The sequence below is a fragment of the Collinsella sp. OM08-14AT genome (assembly GCF_003438115.1).
Classification (GTDB): Bacteria; Actinomycetota; Coriobacteriia; order Coriobacteriales; family Coriobacteriaceae; genus Collinsella.
Genome location: NZ_QSTE01000005.1, coordinates 1 through 16,230 on the forward strand (window position 1 = coordinate 1; position 16,230 = coordinate 16,230).

19 protein-coding genes are annotated in these 16,230 nt (G+C 59.8%); 1 reads left to right on the forward strand and 18 read right to left on the reverse strand.

Annotated features, from left to right (window positions below; translation table 11 throughout):
- Window positions 1–353 precede the first annotated feature (353 nt).
- Together tyrS and DXC18_RS04010 are read right to left on the reverse strand one after the other, a co-directional pair.
- Window positions 354–1,565 (reverse strand): tyrosine--tRNA ligase, encoded by a 1,212-nt coding sequence (tyrS, locus tag DXC18_RS04005; protein WP_199412194.1) that lies wholly within the window; start codon window positions 1,563–1,565, stop codon window positions 354–356.
- A 97-nt stretch (window positions 1,566–1,662) separates the two neighbouring features.
- Window positions 1,663–3,621, reverse strand: coding sequence for a U32 family peptidase (locus DXC18_RS04010; RefSeq protein WP_158551960.1), 1,959 nt, complete (start codon window positions 3,619–3,621; stop codon window positions 1,663–1,665).
- A 162-nt stretch (window positions 3,622–3,783) separates the two neighbouring features.
- Between DXC18_RS04010 and DXC18_RS04015 the strand changes: the two genes are divergently transcribed.
- Window positions 3,784–6,000: a transglycosylase domain-containing protein gene (locus DXC18_RS04015; RefSeq protein ID WP_117716412.1), complete on the forward strand. Its 2,217-nt coding sequence runs from the start codon at window positions 3,784–3,786 to the stop codon at window positions 5,998–6,000.
- Window positions 6,001–6,184: 184 nt separating this feature from the next.
- Here the strand turns inward: DXC18_RS04015 and DXC18_RS04020 are convergent, their stop codons facing one another.
- From DXC18_RS04020 to rpsE, 16 genes are all read right to left on the reverse strand, one after another.
- Window positions 6,185–6,622, reverse strand: a complete 438-nt coding sequence (locus DXC18_RS04020; RefSeq protein ID WP_006235280.1) for an arginine repressor — start codon at window positions 6,620–6,622, stop codon at window positions 6,185–6,187.
- A 132-nt stretch (window positions 6,623–6,754) separates the two neighbouring features.
- Window positions 6,755–7,753 carry a glycosyltransferase gene (locus tag DXC18_RS04025; RefSeq protein WP_158549267.1) on the reverse strand — a complete coding sequence of 333 codons (999 nt, stop codon included), beginning with the start codon at window positions 7,751–7,753 and terminating at the stop codon, window positions 6,755–6,757.
- A gap of 203 nt (window positions 7,754–7,956) precedes the next feature.
- A complete protein-coding gene (gene truA, locus DXC18_RS04030) occupies window positions 7,957–8,781 on the reverse strand; it encodes a tRNA pseudouridine(38-40) synthase TruA (protein WP_117629206.1) in 825 nt (274 codons plus the stop codon).
- 92 nt (window positions 8,782–8,873) lie between these two features.
- Window positions 8,874–9,341 (reverse strand): 50S ribosomal protein L17, encoded by a 468-nt coding sequence (rplQ, locus tag DXC18_RS04035; RefSeq protein WP_006235277.1) that lies wholly within the window; start codon window positions 9,339–9,341, stop codon window positions 8,874–8,876.
- A gap of 30 nt (window positions 9,342–9,371) precedes the next feature.
- The gene (locus DXC18_RS04040; protein WP_117716413.1) at window positions 9,372–10,313 is read right to left on the reverse strand and encodes a DNA-directed RNA polymerase subunit alpha; all 942 of its coding nucleotides are present in this window, start codon (window positions 10,311–10,313) and stop codon (window positions 9,372–9,374) included.
- 32 nt (window positions 10,314–10,345) lie between these two features.
- Window positions 10,346–10,942: a 30S ribosomal protein S4 gene (gene rpsD / locus DXC18_RS04045; RefSeq protein ID WP_006235275.1), complete on the reverse strand. Its 597-nt coding sequence runs from the start codon at window positions 10,940–10,942 to the stop codon at window positions 10,346–10,348.
- A gap of 19 nt (window positions 10,943–10,961) precedes the next feature.
- Window positions 10,962–11,366 carry a 30S ribosomal protein S11 gene (gene rpsK / locus DXC18_RS04050; protein ID WP_006235274.1) on the reverse strand — a complete coding sequence of 135 codons (405 nt, stop codon included), beginning with the start codon at window positions 11,364–11,366 and terminating at the stop codon, window positions 10,962–10,964.
- 14 nt (window positions 11,367–11,380) lie between these two features.
- Window positions 11,381–11,755: a 30S ribosomal protein S13 gene (rpsM, locus tag DXC18_RS04055; RefSeq protein WP_022094275.1), complete on the reverse strand. Its 375-nt coding sequence runs from the start codon at window positions 11,753–11,755 to the stop codon at window positions 11,381–11,383.
- 14 nt (window positions 11,756–11,769) lie between these two features.
- Complete coding sequence (gene rpmJ, locus DXC18_RS04060; RefSeq protein ID WP_006363204.1) at window positions 11,770–11,883, reverse strand: 50S ribosomal protein L36; 114 nt, start codon at window positions 11,881–11,883, stop codon at window positions 11,770–11,772.
- A 150-nt stretch (window positions 11,884–12,033) separates the two neighbouring features.
- Window positions 12,034–12,252, reverse strand: a complete 219-nt coding sequence (gene infA / locus DXC18_RS04065) for a translation initiation factor IF-1 (RefSeq protein ID WP_035137443.1) — start codon at window positions 12,250–12,252, stop codon at window positions 12,034–12,036.
- Window positions 12,253–12,356: 104 nt separating this feature from the next.
- The gene (gene map / locus DXC18_RS04070; protein WP_117716414.1) at window positions 12,357–13,145 is read right to left on the reverse strand and encodes a type I methionyl aminopeptidase; all 789 of its coding nucleotides are present in this window, start codon (window positions 13,143–13,145) and stop codon (window positions 12,357–12,359) included.
- Window positions 13,142–13,768, reverse strand: a complete 627-nt coding sequence (locus DXC18_RS04075) for an adenylate kinase (RefSeq protein WP_006235269.1) — start codon at window positions 13,766–13,768, stop codon at window positions 13,142–13,144. Before DXC18_RS04075 ends, map begins: the two co-directional genes overlap by 4 nt.
- An 18-nt stretch (window positions 13,769–13,786) precedes the next feature.
- The gene (gene secY, locus DXC18_RS04080) at window positions 13,787–15,073 is read right to left on the reverse strand and encodes a preprotein translocase subunit SecY (RefSeq protein WP_035137447.1); all 1,287 of its coding nucleotides are present in this window, start codon (window positions 15,071–15,073) and stop codon (window positions 13,787–13,789) included.
- Window positions 15,067–15,516, reverse strand: coding sequence for a 50S ribosomal protein L15 (rplO, locus tag DXC18_RS04085; protein WP_117716415.1), 450 nt, complete (start codon window positions 15,514–15,516; stop codon window positions 15,067–15,069). The genes secY and rplO overlap by 7 nt, the downstream gene beginning before the upstream one ends.
- A gap of 3 nt (window positions 15,517–15,519) precedes the next feature.
- On the reverse strand, window positions 15,520–15,702 hold the full coding sequence (gene rpmD, locus DXC18_RS04090) for a 50S ribosomal protein L30 (RefSeq protein ID WP_006235266.1): 183 nt from the start codon (window positions 15,700–15,702) through the stop codon (window positions 15,520–15,522).
- Window positions 15,703–15,704: 2 nt separating this feature from the next.
- Window positions 15,705–16,229 (reverse strand): 30S ribosomal protein S5, encoded by a 525-nt coding sequence (gene rpsE / locus DXC18_RS04095; RefSeq protein ID WP_055252236.1) that lies wholly within the window; start codon window positions 16,227–16,229, stop codon window positions 15,705–15,707.
- Window position 16,230: the final 1 nt, after the last annotated feature.

The window sequence follows — 16,230 nt, forward strand, 5'->3', positions numbered from 1 at the left end:
TCTTGACAATGTCCTGCTCATATTAAAAGGAACGTCCCCAAGTGCCGCAAAATGATGAGAGTGGATAATCTCCCACTTTGAACCCCCAAGCAGGCCAAAAACGGAAGATTATCCACTCTCATTCTGTGGGCACTCATTTAAGTCTGTCCCCAATGAGTGCACCTAACTGCCACCTACAACAACGGAAGCGCCGATGTCTTGGCAACGACAGCGAAAACCCGCCAGAGCGAGCAAGGTGCCTTGAAACAAGGCGGCATTGACCTTCTGGTCATGCCGACGAAGTTGAAAGGCAGATTGCCGCGCTGGCGGGTTTGCAGCGTCGACCGGTTACGCGGTTTGGTAAAACCGCGTAACTAAATAAGCTTGAAGCCCTTGCGCTTGCCTACGGAAAGGGTGTCGCCCAGCTTGAGGGCACTCGGGTCGATGTTGTAGCTCTTGGGAGCCACGGCCTTGCCGTTGATCTTGACACCGCCGCCGTCGATATCGCGACGAGCCTGGCCGGCGCTCGCCGAAAGACCCAAGTCCTTGAGCAGGCCGGCGAGGTAGATCTGGCCCTCGTCGTTAACAGTCAGCTCAACGTGCTTCTCGGGGAAGTCGGCGAGCTGGCCTTCCTTGAACACGCGGTCGAACTCGGCCTGAGCCTCGTCGCCGGCACCGGCGCCGTGGTAGGTGTCGCACAGGTCGCGGCCCAGAGCGCGCTTGAGATCGTAGGGGTCGGCAGAACCATCGGCCAGGGCGGCGTCGATCTTGTCGACCTCGGCCGGGGTGAGCGAGCTGGCCAGACGATAGTACTTGCCGATCATCTCGTCGGGGATGGACATGGTCTTGCCGAACATATCCTTGGGGGCGTCGGTCAGGCCGATGTAGTTGCCATAGGACTTGGACATCTTACGAACGCCATCGGTGCCCTCGAGCAGCGGCATGGTGAGCGCGATCTGGGGCTCCATGCCCATCTTCTCCATAAGCTCGCGGCCGGCGAGCAGGTTGAAGAGCTGATCGGTACCGCCCATCTCCACGTCGGCCTTGATCTGCACAGAGTCGAAGGCCTGCATCACGGGATACAGGAACTCATGCAGGGCGATCGGCGTCTGAGACTGGTAGCGCTTGGTAAAGTCGTCGCGCTCAAGGATGCGGGCAACGGTGAACTTGGAGCACACCTGCAGCAGGCCGGCCAGATCCATCGAAAGGATCCAATCGCCGTTGTGCACGATGGTGGTCTTCTCGGGGTCCAGGATCTTCATGGCCTGGCTCACGTAGGTCTCGGCGTTGGCCTCGATCTGCTCCTGCGAAAGCTGCGGACGCGTGGAGTTCTTGCCCGAGGGATCGCCGATCAGCGCGGTGCCGTTGCCGATGATAAGGGTGACGTTGTGGCCCAAGTCCTGGAACTGGCGCATCTTGCGCAGCGGCACGGCATGGCCCAGGTGCAGGTCGGGGCTAGTGGGGTCGACGCCGAGCTTGATGTTGAGGGGCTCGCCCTTCTCAAGCTTCTTGCGAAGGTCGGTCTCGGGGACGATCTTCGCGGCGCCCGAGGTGATGATACGCATTTGCTCGTCAACAGACAGCATTGGGTATCCTCCTTTTGCCATAGCACCCTCACCGGATACGGCGGTGCTGGAAGTTCATAAACTCTCTTATGATAACCAAAACGGCGCGGCCGAACACCTACGACAGGAAAATCCTCGTCCTGCCGCACGCATCAACGGCGACCGGCAGGCGCATGCCGTCGCGCTCGACCAAATATCGTGTTTGCTGACGGCGCGAGCAGTCACGGCAACGAACCTGCCCTGTTGCATCCTTGGCGCAGGCACCCTCGGCGGTCAGCAGGCAGTGCTCGCACACCATAAGCTCGGGACGGTCGGCGTCGACCAGACCCAAGACGCCGGGTTCAGCAGCCAGTTCGGCAATACGCTCCGCATCATTGCCGAGCAACTCGGCCGGCAAGCACACCCGCCCCGCACCGAGTCCGCGCAGCCAGGTAAGCGTGGCCCGATTCGCGCAGAACACCGGCGCCGCCACGTCAAACGCCACACCCAGCTCGCGAGCGATCACCACCTGTCCTAGGTTGCGGCAGACGACGCGCCCGGCACGCTGCATCAGTGAGCGGGTCCGGTCAGCGTCACCCGTGCGGCACACCTCGTCCAGCACCACAACGGCGTCGGACAAATCGAGCTCTCCGCGCGGGTCGGCATCCATCAGCTGCCAAGCAAAAACCATGCGAGCGGAAACCGCGCACTCCACCAACTCCGTCGACGCACCGCCATCCACCACAACATCCTCAAAGGGCAGTACCTCAACGGCACGTGCAACGGGCGCAATCGCATCCGTCTCGGCCCGCATGCGCTCCAACACCGCCGCCGTCTGATCCAGCACGCCGGCGCTGCGAATCAGGTATACCTCACAGCCCGTGTCCACCTTACGCTTGCAATGCACGACGACGCGCTTCCCCGCTGCGGCATCCACCGGGCAGGGCACCTGCGGCCAGCGCTTGGGCACATCGGGACGCGCGTCGACACCCGGATAAAACCGGATCTCGAGCGTGTCACCCGCCGCCACGGCGGCGTCGAGCTCAACGGTCGCCTCTTCGTGGCCCACAGCGACCAAGCGTCCCACGCGCACGCCCTGGTTAATTGCGCGCTCAAAGCTCATCAGCTCGGCACCCGAACGCCCTCGCAGATACGCATCGGTAAACCCACGGTTAAACGACCTTCCCAGCTCGCGTTCAAGCTCTTCCACGGCACCGGGGTCCCACGCGCCGTCGCGCAGCATATCGAGCGCCCGGCGCCACACCCGCACCACATTGAATACGTAATCGGGGTTCTTCATGCGCCCCTCGATCTTGAGCGACGCCACGCCGGCATCTACAAACTCGGTCAGATGCGCAATACCCAGATGGTCGCGCGGGCACAGCAGGCGATCTCCCTCGACGGCGACAACGCTCTGTCCCGCCTCGTCCACTAGGTCGTACGCCAGACGGCACGGCTGCGTGCAGTCGCCGCGCATCGCCGAGCGCCCACGCCGCAGGGCCGAGAACTCGCACGCCCCCGAATAGCCGATGCAAATCGCACCGTGGCAGAATACCTCGATGGGCACGCCCGTGGCACAGAGCGCCGCAATCTCGTCGACCGTCAGCTCGCGTGCCGTCGTCACGCGCTCGACCCCCAGCTCATCGGCGGCAAGCCGCACGGCGCCTTCGCTATGAACGCCCGCCTGCGTAGACAGGTGAATCTCGACCCCGGGAATCGCCGCGCTCAGCGCGCGGGCCAACCCGGCATCGGCCACAATCAGAGCATCGGCGCCCAGCTCCAGTGCATGAGCTCCCAACGCCACCGCGTCGGACAACTCATCGTCAAACACGAACACGTTGAGCGTTACGTACACACGCACGCCATGGGCATGCGCCACGGCGCAGCCGCGCGCAAACTCGTTATCCGTAAAGCCATGGGCGCTCACACGGGCGTTAAAGCCGCCCAACCCCGCATAGATGGCATCGGCACCCGCGGCGATGGCCGCAAGCATCTGGTCGAGTCCGCCCGCCGGCGCCAGCAGCTCGGGCAGCGCCGCACCGGCAGCATCCAATCCAGTCTCGTATTGTCCGCTCGGCCCCATCGTCCGAATCGCCATCGACAAACTCCTTACCAAGGTATGCATTCACTCTGAAAAATGCCGTCTTCCAGCATACACGAGGCCTCGCGCGCCCCGTTTGGTTTATCGTGTAATAACTTATGTCCATCCTGCCCCGACGGCACATCCACCGTCCGGCACGACATACCTGGAGGTCAATATATGGGTCCTCGCCAACGACAGGGACGCAGCCGTTCAAAGACGCATGCTCTGCCCATAATCCTGCTCTCGTTTTTGGGCTTTCTGCTGATTGCGGGCGTGGCATTTGGCATCGGCATGGTCGGCAACGTCAACCGCTGGCTGTCCGATCTGCCCGACTACACCGACGCCAACGCGTATCTGGTGAGCGAGCCCACCGAGATCGTCGACTGCAACGGCAACAAGATCGCGAGCTTCTACACGCAAAACCGCAAGTCCATCACCAAGGACGAGGTCTCCCCCTACGTGCTGCAGGGCACCGTTGACGTCGAGGACGAGCGCTTCTACGAGCACGGCGGTATCGACCTGTGGGGTATCGCGCGTGCTGCGGTGGCAACCCTCGGCGGCGGGCACGAAGGCGCCTCGACGATCACCCAGCAGCTTGTGCGCAACACCATCCTGCAGGAGGAGCAGTTCGACTCGACCATTGAGCGTAAGGTGCGCGAGGCCTACATCGCCATCAAGATGGAGGACATGTACTCCAAAGACGAGATCCTCATGATGTACCTCAACACCATCTATTACGGCCACGGCGCCTACGGCATCGAGGCCGCAGCCGAGACCTATCTGTCCAAGAGCGCCGCCGACCTCACCCTGAGCGAGGCCGCGCTGCTCATCGGCCTTCCCAACTCGCCCTCGCAGTACGACCCCACGGTCAACCCCGACCTGGCGCTGTCCCGCCGCAACAAGGTTCTCGACAACATGCTGCGCCTGGGCCACATCACCCAGGAGGAGCACGATGCCGCACAGGCCGAGCCCATCACCCTCAACGTGACCGAAATCTCGGGCAGCGGCGTCGACGTATACTCGCAGCCCTACTTTGTCTCCTACGTCAAGCAGCTACTGGAGCAGGAGTTCTCGACCGACGTGCTCTTTAAGGGCGGCCTGACCGTCAAGACCACCATCGACCCCACGATGCAGCAGGTGGCAGAGAATGCCGTCCGCGAGCAGCTCGACACGCTCTCGCTTGACGGCCTGGACATGGGCATGGTCGTCGTCGACCCCAAGACCGGCTACATCAAGTGCATGGTGGGCGGCTACGACTACAACGCCGACGAGAACCACGTAAACCATGCCACGGCCAAGCGTCCCGTCGGCTCCACCTTTAAGGCCTTTACGCTGGCAACTGCCATCCAAAACGGCATGAACCCCAACGTCACCCTCAACTGCAACTCGCCGCTCAAGGCCAAGGGCACCACAACCGAGGTACAAAACTACGCCAACCAGAGCTATGGCAACATCACGCTTAAGCAGGCGACGGCATACTCCTCCAACACCGGCTACATCCAGGTGGCGGAAGCCGTCGGCAACAGCAAGATCATCTCGCTCGTCAAAAAGCTCGGCATCGACCCCGCCAAGGACAACATCGAGGACGTTCCCGTCATGACCCTCGGCACCGGCTCGATCTCGCCGCTCGAGATGGCCGCCGCCTACGCGACGTTTGCCAACGGCGGCTACTATCGCCAGCCGATCGCCATCACCGAGATTGATTCTCGTACCGGTTCGGTGCTGTACCAGCACACCGACAATCCCTCACAGGTGCTTACCGAGGGCGAGGCCGCCGCGGTCACCGATGTTCTGTCCGGCGTCATGAAGGGCAGCGGTACGGGTGCTGCCGGCGCCCTGAGTGTCAACCAGCCCTATGCCGGCAAGACGGGCACCACCGACAACACCACCAACCTGTGGTTCTGCGGCTATACCCCGCAGCTGGCATGCGCCCTGTGGACCGGCTATTCCGCGGGTGAGATTCCCATCCAAAAATACGGCACGGACCTGCTGGGCGACAGCACCAACCTACCTGTCTTTAAGCGGTTTATGAACACCGTTCTGACCGGTACCGAGCGCGAGGAGTTTGCGACCGGAACGGCGCCCACCTACAAGAACAACAGCGTCTGGAAGTTCTACGGCACCAACAACACCAAGAAGTCGGAGAACGACGACAAGGACGAGGACGAAGAGGAAGAGGAAACCACCACAACAACTACCACGACGACCACGACCACCGAGACCACGGGCGGCGACACCACCGGCGGCACCGGTACGACCGGTGGCTCGACGGGCGGCTCCACTGGTGGCTCGACGGGCGGCTCCACTGGTGGCTCGACCGGCGGCGATGGCGGCACGCCTACGCCTACGCCCACTCCCGACCCCTCGCCCACGCCTGACGATACGGTCGGCTAAGAAGTACGCGACTAAAGCCAACAAGGCCCCGAGCAGCTTATTGAACTGCTCGGGGCCTTTTAGTTTGAAGCGACCTGGTGGGCGGTCTTTATACCGGCAAACAAAAAGGGGTACCGACCAACGTCGATGCCCCTTACAAGCCACTATGTCAGCGCACGCAATGCCGAGCGCGCGGCCCGCACACCTACTTGCGAGAATTGCTCAGCTTATTGATCAGCGCCTCGAGGCGCTCGCCGTCCTCGGCCGTCTGGGCAATAACCAAAATCGTATCGTTGCCGGCAAGCGAGCCAAGCACATCGGGCAACTCTGCCGCATCAACGGCGGCGGCGATGCCGGAAGCCGTGCCAGGCTGAGCCTTGATCATAACCAGATTATCGGTACGCAGAACGCCCGTTACGAGCTCGGAAACCATACGCTGCAGGTGCAGGTCCTCTGCCAGAACATAGATGCCCTCAGGGAGCTTACGCAGCCCCATATCGGCAATATCGCGAGAGACAGTCGCCTGCGTGCAATCAAAGCCCATAGCACGGAGCTCATCGACCAGCACGCGCTGCGTGCGGACATCCTTATTGCGCACAATATCTCTAATGGCATCCTGGCGCCCATTGCGTTTTTTAGCCATACAAACCCTCTCTCCAAAAGATGGCGGAGACAATCAATCAGTGATTGAATAGTTTAACGCTATTTGAAGGCTTTTGTGTATAAGAACGCATTTCGAAACAATTCTATGCAAGTTTGTTTCGTAATGAGCCGTTTAGGCGGTTTTTGCGCCCGTCCGGTTAAGAAAAGCTGCCAGATGCGTACACATCACGCAGCGCGCGGGCTTGGCGCTGGCGATCGGCCCAAACAACAGACCGAGTCCCCGATGGTTATCCTTGAGCGCGGCGACCATCTGACGGGTTCGAGGCGCCTCGAGCATATCACGCATGCGGGCGGAACGCTCGATTGACGACACTCCATGCGGGCTCAGACACAAATTCTCGATGCAGGCGACCAGTCCGGCAAAGTAGAACTTTTGGCTTGCCAGCTTGAGCCGACCACCGCTATCTGCTTCCGAGAGTGAGTCCGCAAGCTCGTCGAGCGCCCGGGCGTCATCGGATACCTTGGCATACATGGTGGGATCAAAGGCATCTGTAAGCTTAGGCGCCGCCGCGTGGAAACAAGCGTCGCCGCATCCGGAGACGCGCTGTGCCTGCGAGAGCGCGCACGCCATAAACCCAACCGTGCGAAACGTCTTATCGCACAAAAGACATGCCTCAAACAGTGGACGGCTGTACATCACGCCAGAGACTTGAGCAACCAAGCCGCCTAAAATCAACTGGGGCAGCCCAGTCACCATAGAAGACTCGTCTTCTATGGCAATAGAGGCAGCATCCAAGACGCGCGAATGACGCTCGCGATGCGCATCGTATCGATCGAGCGACACCGAGGGGAGCACAATGTCTGCCGCAGTATCGCACGCGATATCGACCATCTTGGAAAGGGCCTGCGGAGCAAACCACTCATCGGCGTTCATGGCGATGATTTGAGAGCCGCGCGAGGCATCAAAACCGGCACGAAGACAAGCGCCGCGCTTCGCGTCCTCGACGTCAATCAAATCAATATGGATGTCCCTGTCGGCAGCAACTTGAAGCGAATGGCGCACACCGGGCACAGCATCGCGGCAGACAACGACAATCTGCAAATCATAGAGGTCTTGGTTCTGGATACTCTCGAGCGCACGCATCGCATAGCTGGGCGAACCTTCTACCACAAGGATCACCGAAAGTCGCGGATGCGAACAACGTCGAACCAAGTTTTCCATCCTCTCGATAGCACCAAATCAAACTGTCGTTCATGGTACACCCGAGCTATAAAAGCAACGAGCCGCCTAACATGTTGCACGCCAAGAACAGATGTTGCACACGCGCAGCTCACACATAGTATGTGCAAGGCACAGACGCGCCGAGCACTCCCCTAGTCGAGAACGACAAGCTCGTCGGGGCCGTAATCCACACCCATAAACGTAAGGCCGCAGGCAGGCGCCGTGGGACCCGCAGCGGTTCGGTCACGGGCGTCAATAACCTCGCGCATCCACTGGGGATCGCGACGATGCATGCCAATCTCCACGAGCGTTCCTACAATGGTACGCACCATCGAGTGCAAAAACGCATTGCCCTCGATAGTGAAGGTCAGGATATCCTCGCCAAAAGCGACCTCGTGGCCAAACTCCGCACGCATCACGCAGCGGTGCGTGGGCTTGCCCACAGCAGAGGCAACCTTGCAAAAGCTCTTAAAGTCCTGCTCGCCCAAAAGCGCAGGGCAGGCGGCCGCCATCGCATCGACGTCGAGGGGATAGCGATGCCACCACACCGCACCGCGCGAGAGCACGGGGCGCGCATCGCGATCGGCAATACGGTACGTATACGTACGGGACCGCGCGTCAAAGCGGGCAGAAAAGCCCCTACGGGCCTTGTAGACCTCGTTTATGGCGATATCTTTGGGCAGGAGGGCATCCATAGCCCTCAGCCACCTACGGCGCGTCAGAGCAAGCTCAGCGTCCGTTACGGGCACGCTAATGTACTGGGCCACCGCATGCACGCCGGCATCGGTACGACCCGCACACGTCAGATCGATCGGGCGGCGCAGCAGCGTCTCGATAGCGCGGCGCAACTCGCCCGCAACGGTCGTCTGGCCCGGCTGCTCGGCAAATCCGCTATAGGACGAGCCATCATAGGCAACACAGAATACAAGCGTGGCATCGAGCTCAGGAATCGAATTGAAATCAGACGGCGCGGTCATGGGCGCTCCCAACAAACAATCAACGGTATCGCGACAAAAAAAGAGGGGTACGCGAACGTACCCCTCGAATATAGCCTATGCAGACGGATTGTCTACTCAGCGGTCTCCTCAGCAGGAGCCTCCTCGACGGCCTCGACCTTCTTGGGAGCAGCGGCCTTCTTGGGGGCCGGAGCAGCCTTCTTGGCCTTAGGCGTGCAAGGCTCGGTGACGAGCTCCATGATAACGATAGGAGCGTTGTCGCCCTTACGGTTGCCGAGCTTCATGATGCGGGTATAACCGCCGTTGCGGTCCTGCCACATGCCCTGGGCAGCCTTGTCGAAGATCTCGGCAACGAGCTGCTTATCGCCGAGCTTGGCGATAGCCAGACGACGAGAGTGCAGGTCGCCCTTCTTGGCCCAAGTGATGATCGGATCGACGACCGAACGCAGCGCCTTAGCGCGGGTCTCGGTGGTCTTGATGCGGTCGTTCTCGAAGAGGGCCTTAGCAAGGCTCTTCTTCATGGCCTTGGTGTGGCTCGCATCGGTGCCGAGCTTCAGGCCCTTCTTAACGTTGTGACGCATGGTCTAGTTTCTCCTCAAATATGCGAAGCATTAAGCCTTCAGGCTCAGGCCCATGGACTCAAGCTTGTCCTTCACTTCCTCGATCGACTTAACACCGAAGTTACGGATGTTGAGCAGATCGTTCTCCGAGAACTCAACGAGTTGACGGACCGAGTGAATGCTGGCGCGCTTAAGGCAGTTGTAAGAACGGACGGAAAGGTCCAGATCCTCGATCTGCTTGTCCAGCTCGGCGTTGTCGTTGGTGACATCGGGAGCGAAGATCGAAGCCTCCTCCTCAACCTCGGGGGTCTCGGCAAGGTTCATAAAGGCGGCCATATGCTGATTGATGATATTGGCAGCCTGGACCACGGCGTCGCGCGGGGCGATGGAGCCGTTGGTCTCGATCTCGAGGACAAGGCGGTCGTAGTCGGTGTGCTGACCGACACGGCAAGCCTCAACGAGCTTGGCGCAACGGGAAACCGGCGAGTACAGCGAGTCGACGTGGATCACACCGATGGGATCGTTGTCGCGCTTGTTGGCCTCGCCAGAGACATAGCCGCGGCCATAGCCGATGCGCATGCTCATGGTGAGATGGCCACCCTCGGTGAGCGTAGCGATGTGCTGCTCGGGGTTGACCAGCTCAAACTCGGACGGAATAAAGAAGTCCGCACCGGTGACCTCGCAGGGGCCGTCAACCGAGATGGTGGCGGTCGCCTCGTCGGTCGTGCCGAGAGCCCTGAAGACAAGACCCTTGACATTCAGGACGATGTCGGTGACATCCTCGACCATGTTAGGGATGGTCATGAACTCGTGCTGCGCACCATCGATCTGAATAGCCTCGACGGCGGCACCCTCGAGCGAGGACAGAAGAACGCGACGAAGGGAGTTACCCAGCGTATCGCCGTAACCACGCTCGAGCGGCTCGACGGAGACACGAGCAGACGTCTCGTTGATCTCTTCGACCTGAACCTGAGGCCTAATGAATTCTGACATGTATTACCTCCAGCCTCAGCAGCCCGGATGGACTACTTAGAGTAGAGCTCGACGATGAGCTGCTCGTTGATATCACCGCTGATCTGCTCACGCGTCGGCAGAGCGAGCACGTTACCAGACAGCTTCTCGATATCGACCTCGAGCCAGCCAGGGACCTCAAAGCGCTCGGAGGAAATCAGGGCCTCCTTGATGGGGAGGAGGTCACGGAACTTCTCGCCGACAGCGACGACGTCGCCGGCCTTGACGCGGTAGGACGGGATGTCCACACGCTTGCCGTTCACGGTGAAGTGACCGTGACGGACGGACTGACGAGCCTCTTTGCGGGTGCGGGCGAAGCCAAGACGGAAGACGACGTTGTCGAGGCGAGACTCAAGGATGATCATGAGGTTCTCACCGGTGACGCCGTTCATCTTGCGGGCCTTGTTGAAGTAGCCGTGGAACTGCTTCTCCAGAACGCCATAGATGAACTTGACCTTCTGCTTCTCGCGCAGCTGCATGCCGTACTCAGATTCCTTGCGACGGCGCTTGGGCTGACGGATAGATTCCTTCTTGCTGCTGTAACCGAGCTCAGCGGGATCGATCCCGAGCTGACGGCAGCGCTTAAGAACAGGAGTCCTGTCGATTGCCATATTGATACGATCCTTTCAGTTACACGCGGCGACGCTTCTTGGGGCGGCAGCCGTTGTGCGGAATGGGGGTCTTGTCCTGGATGCTCGAGACCTCGAGGCCAGCAGCCTGGAGGGAGCGGATGGCGGTCTCACGACCGGAGCCGGGGCCCTTGACGAAGACGGAAACCTTCTTCATACCGTGCTCCATGGCCTGCTTGGCAGCAGCCTCGGCAGCCATCTGGGCAGCGAACGGCGTGGACTTACGGGAGCCCTTGAAGCCCACCTGGCCAGCCGACTTCCAGGAAATGACGTTGCCCTGGGGATCGGTGATCGAAACGATCGTGTTGTTGAACGTAGAACGAATGTGAGCCTGGCCCACGGAAATGTTCTTACGGTCCGCGCGCTTCAGACGGGCAGCGCGAACGTTCTTCTTAGCAGTAGCCATCTATCTAGCGCTCCTTATTTCTTCTTCTTAGCACCGATCTGACGCTTCGGGCCCTTGCGGGTACGAGCGTTAGTGTGGGTGCGCTGGCCGCGGACCGGGAGGCCCTTGCGGTGACGAAGGCCGCGGTTGCAGCCGATGTCCATAAGGCGCTTGACGTTCTGGTTGCGCTCACGGCGGAGGTCGCCCTCAACCATGATCTGGTTCTTATCGATATAATCGCGGATGGCGTTAACCTCATCCTCGGTGAGGTCCTTAACGCGCGTATCCACGTTAACGTTGCACTCGACGCAGATCTTCGTCGCAGTGGTGCGGCCGATGCCGTAAATGTAGGTCAGACCGATCTCAACGCGCTTCTCACGCGGGAGGTCGACACCATTAATACGGGCCAACGTAGTCTCCTCTCTTAACCCTGACGCTGCTTATGACGGGGGTTCTCGCAAATGACGAGGACCTTGCCATGGCGCCTAATGATTTTGCACTTATCGCACATCTTCTTGACCGAAGGACGTACCTTCATCGTTCTTCCTTTCGGTAGCGCTCAAACTACTTCCCTACTATCTACTCGCCCAGCCGCAGGCGTTTAAAACTATGGCTGGTCTTCACACACAATCCGACCGTAGGTTGAGCTAAGCCTGCAGTCGGAAATGGAGTGCGTGTATGCGTGCCGCTATTTGTAGCGATAGGTGATGCGGCCGCGGGTCAGGTCGTACGGGGAAAGCTCCACGACAACCCTGTCACCGGGGAGAATACGGATGTAATTCATTCGGATCTTGCCAGAAATGTTGCACAGAACCGAATGACCGTTCTCGAGCTCAACCTTAAACATGGCATTGGGCAACGGTTCCTTTACCGTACCCTCGAGCTCAATTGCGTCTTCCTTCTTCACAAGCAATCATCTTTCTCTAGAAAACGACAGCGATTGAGTATTCTACAACACGTATGCACGCATCGTAATAACTTCGTAATGGCTCCACAACTAAGCGGAACTTGTTACATTTCTCCGCCTTGGAGCGAACACCAAGCACCTTGCGCGTCGGTGGTGAGGATCACCGGACCGTCATTGGTAATGGCGACGGTGTTCTCATAGTGCGCGGCGGGCAGGTGGTCGTTGGTCGTAACAATCCAACCGTCGGAGCCCGTGCTCACATGGTTGGAACCCATCGTAACCATCGGCTCGATGGCAATGACCATGCCGGCCTGGAGGCGAACGCCCCTCCCCTTCTTTCCATAGTTAGGAACGTTGGGGTCCTCATGCATCACGCGGCCAATGCCATGACCCACATAATCACGAAGCACGCCGTAACCGTGAGACTCGGCGAGGGACTGAACGGCATAACCGACGTCCCCGATATGGTTACCGGGAACAGTCTGCTCGATGGCAGCCTTAAGGCAATCGCGCGTGACCTCGCACAAAGCCTTGGCTTCGGGCGTGGGGGTGCCGACGAAAAACGTCCATGCGTTATCGCCGACCCAACCGTCGACAACGGCTCCCGTATCGATGGAGATGATATCGCCATCGCGCAGGATCATGTCGGGGTTGGGAATACCGTGGACCACGGCATCGTTGATCGATGCGCAAATGGTTCCCGGGAACCCGCCGTAACCCTTAAAGGCAGGGGTGCCGCCATGCATGCGGATAATCTGCTCCGCGAGCTGATCGAGCTCAAAAGTCGAAACGCCGGGGCGCACCATGGCTCCAACGTGGCGGAGCGCCATCTTAGATAGCGCTCCTGCCTTCTTCATCTGCTCGATTTGCGTTGCAGACTTAATCTTGATCATAGACCGAGAGCCTCTTTGACATCCCCGTACACGGTCTCGCGAGCCTGGTCACCGTTGACCGACTTGAGCAGACCCTGGCCACGATAGTAGTCGACGAGCGGGCTCGTGGACTTCTCGTAGACGTCGAGACGGTTCTTGATGGTCTCGGGCTTGTCGTCGTCGCGCTGATACATCTCGCCACCGCACTTGGGGCAGGTGGCATCGGCAGCAGTGCCGGTGTAACCGCAGGCGCGGCAGGTGCGACGCGAAGACAGACGATCGATAATGACCTCAGGGGCCACATCGACCAGAAGGGCGCAATCGATCTCGCGACCCATGGCGGAGAGCTCGGAATCGAGCGTCACAGCCTGGGCGGTGTTGCGCGGGAAGCCATCGAGAATGAAGCCCTGCTGGGCGTCATCGGCGGCAAGGCGCTCCTTGACAAGGTCGATCACGAGCTGGTCGGGAACGAGCTCGCCAGCGTCCATGTACTTCTTAGCCTGAATACCAAGCTCGGTGCCGCCCTTGACGGCAGCACGCAGCAGGTCGCCCGTGGAAATGTGGGCGACGCCAAACTCGGCGACGAGCTCCTGTGCGACGGTACCCTTACCGGCACCCGGAGCTCCGAGCAATACGAGGTTCATGAGCAATCCTCCTCTAGCCTATTTAAAGAATCCATCGTAATCATACATCTTGATCTGGCCTTCGAGCTTATCGACCGTGTCGAGCACGACGCCGACCATGATGAGGATGGACGTGCCACCAAATGCCTGAATCAGATGGTTACCCGTGAAGGAGAAGATGATCGAAGGCACGATGGCGATGAGCGCCAAAAAGACAGCGCTGGGAAGCGTAATCTTGTTGAGCGCGTTCTTGATGTAGGCCGCGGTAGCCCTACCCGGACGAACGCCCGGAATAAAGCCGCCCTGCTTCTTAAGGTTGTCGGCGGTGTCATCGGGGTTGAACACCATGGAGGTGTAGAAGTACGCGAAGAACACGATGAGGACAACATTAAGCACCCAGTTGAGCCAACCGGTCGAAAGCGCGGAGGCAACTGCCTGAATCCAGCCGATGCCGGGGAAGAACACGGCAATCTGAGCCGGGAAGTACAGCAACGCCGAAGCGAAGATGATCGGCACGACACCCGCGGTGTTGACCTTGATGGGCAGGTAGGTGGTCTGGCCACCCATCATGCGACGGCCAACGACGCGTTTGGCGTAGGAGACCGGGATGCGGCGCTGGCCGCGCTCAAGGAAAACAATCAGCGGGATAACCAGCAGGATGATGGCGCAGATGATCACCATGGTGATGATGCCACCGGCATTGCCCTCGGTGCTGGAGAAGATCGCCTGCGGCAGACCGGCCATGATGTTCGCAAAGATGATCAGCGACATGCCATTGCCGATACCGCGCTGGGTGATGAGCTCACCAATCCACATGATCAACATGGCGCCCGCGGTGAGCGTGCCGACGATCATGAGGTCGAAGATGATCTCGGGAGCGCCGGCGCCGTTAAAGCTGATGCCGAAGCTCTTAAAGAGGAAGAGGTAACCCACGGAGTTGAGGATTGCCAGAGCCAGGGTGAGGTAACGCGAATACTGCGTAATCTTGGTCTGACCGACCTCGCCCTCGCGGGCAAGCTCATGCAGGGAAGGCACAACGGCCTGGAGCATCTGGAGGATGATCGAGCTGGTGATGTAAGGCATGATGCCCAGCGAAAACACCGAAACATAGCTCAACGCGCCGCCAGAGAAAAGATTCAGGAGGGCCATAGCACCTGCGGCGACCGAATTGTTATCGGTCGAGAAAAGGCCCAGCATCCCCTGGAAGGGAATGCCGGGCACAGGAACGTGCGCACCAATGCGGTACACGACGAGCATAGCTATGGTAAAAAGAATCTTTTCGCGCAATTCTTTGATGCGGAAAGCATTCTTAAGACCATTTAGCACGGCAGCTCGACCTTTCCGCCGGCGGCCTCGATCTTGGCCTGCGCAGAAGCGCTGACCTTGTCGACCTTGACCGTGAACTTCTTGGTGAGCTCACCATTGCCGAGCACCTTGACGGGCTCGAACTCGCTCTTGGTGATGCGAGCGGCCTTAAGAGCGGCACCGTCGATCACAGCGCCATCCTCGAACTTACGCTCGAGACGCTCAACGTTAACAGCGGTGTACTCGATACGACGGGGGTTGCGGAAGCCCGGAAGCTTGGGCAGGCGCATAGCCAGCGGAGTCTGGCCACCCTCGAAGCCGGCACCCTTGGTGCCGCCAGAGCGGGAACCCTGGCCCTTCTGACCGCGGCCAGAAGTGGTGCCGTGACCCGAAGAATTGCCACGGCCGACGCGCTTGGGGTTCTTGGTGGAACCGGGCGCGGGAGTAAGATCGTGAAGCTGCATTTGCTACTCCTCTACAATCTCGACAAGGTGCTTGACCTTGAAGATCATGCCGCGGACGGACTCGTTGTCAGCAATCTCGCGAACCTCGCGGATCCTGTGGAGACCGAGGGCACGGACAGTACGGACCTGGTCCTGCTTGCAACCGTTGGTGCTGCGGACCTGCTTGATCTTGATGGTGTCAGCCATGCTTAGTTCTCCTTACCGACGAACATCTCGGAGACCGTCAGGCCACGGCGAGCCGCGACGTCCTCAGGGCTGGAGAGCTCCTTGAGGCCCTCGACGGCAGCCTTGATGATGTTGAGGCCGTTGTCGGTACCGAGGGACTTGGACAGGACGTTCTTGATGCCAGCAAGCTCAAAGAGGGGACGCACAGCGCCGCCGGCGATAACGCCGGTACCCTCGACAGCGGGCTTGATGATGATGCGGCCGGCACCAAAGTGGCCGAGAACCTCGTGCGGGATGGTGCCCTGCTCGGTCACCGGCACGTGGAACATGTTCTTCTTGGCATCGAGAGACGCCTTGGAGATGGCCAGGGGCACCTCAGCGGACTTGCCCATGCCAACGCCGACGTTACCCTTGCCGTCGCCAACGACGACGAGAGCGACGAGGCTCATGCGACGACCACCCTTGACGGTCTTCGACACGCGGTTGATGTAAACGACGCGCTCCTCGAACTCGGAGGCCTCGCGCTGCTGCTTCTGATTACGAGCCATG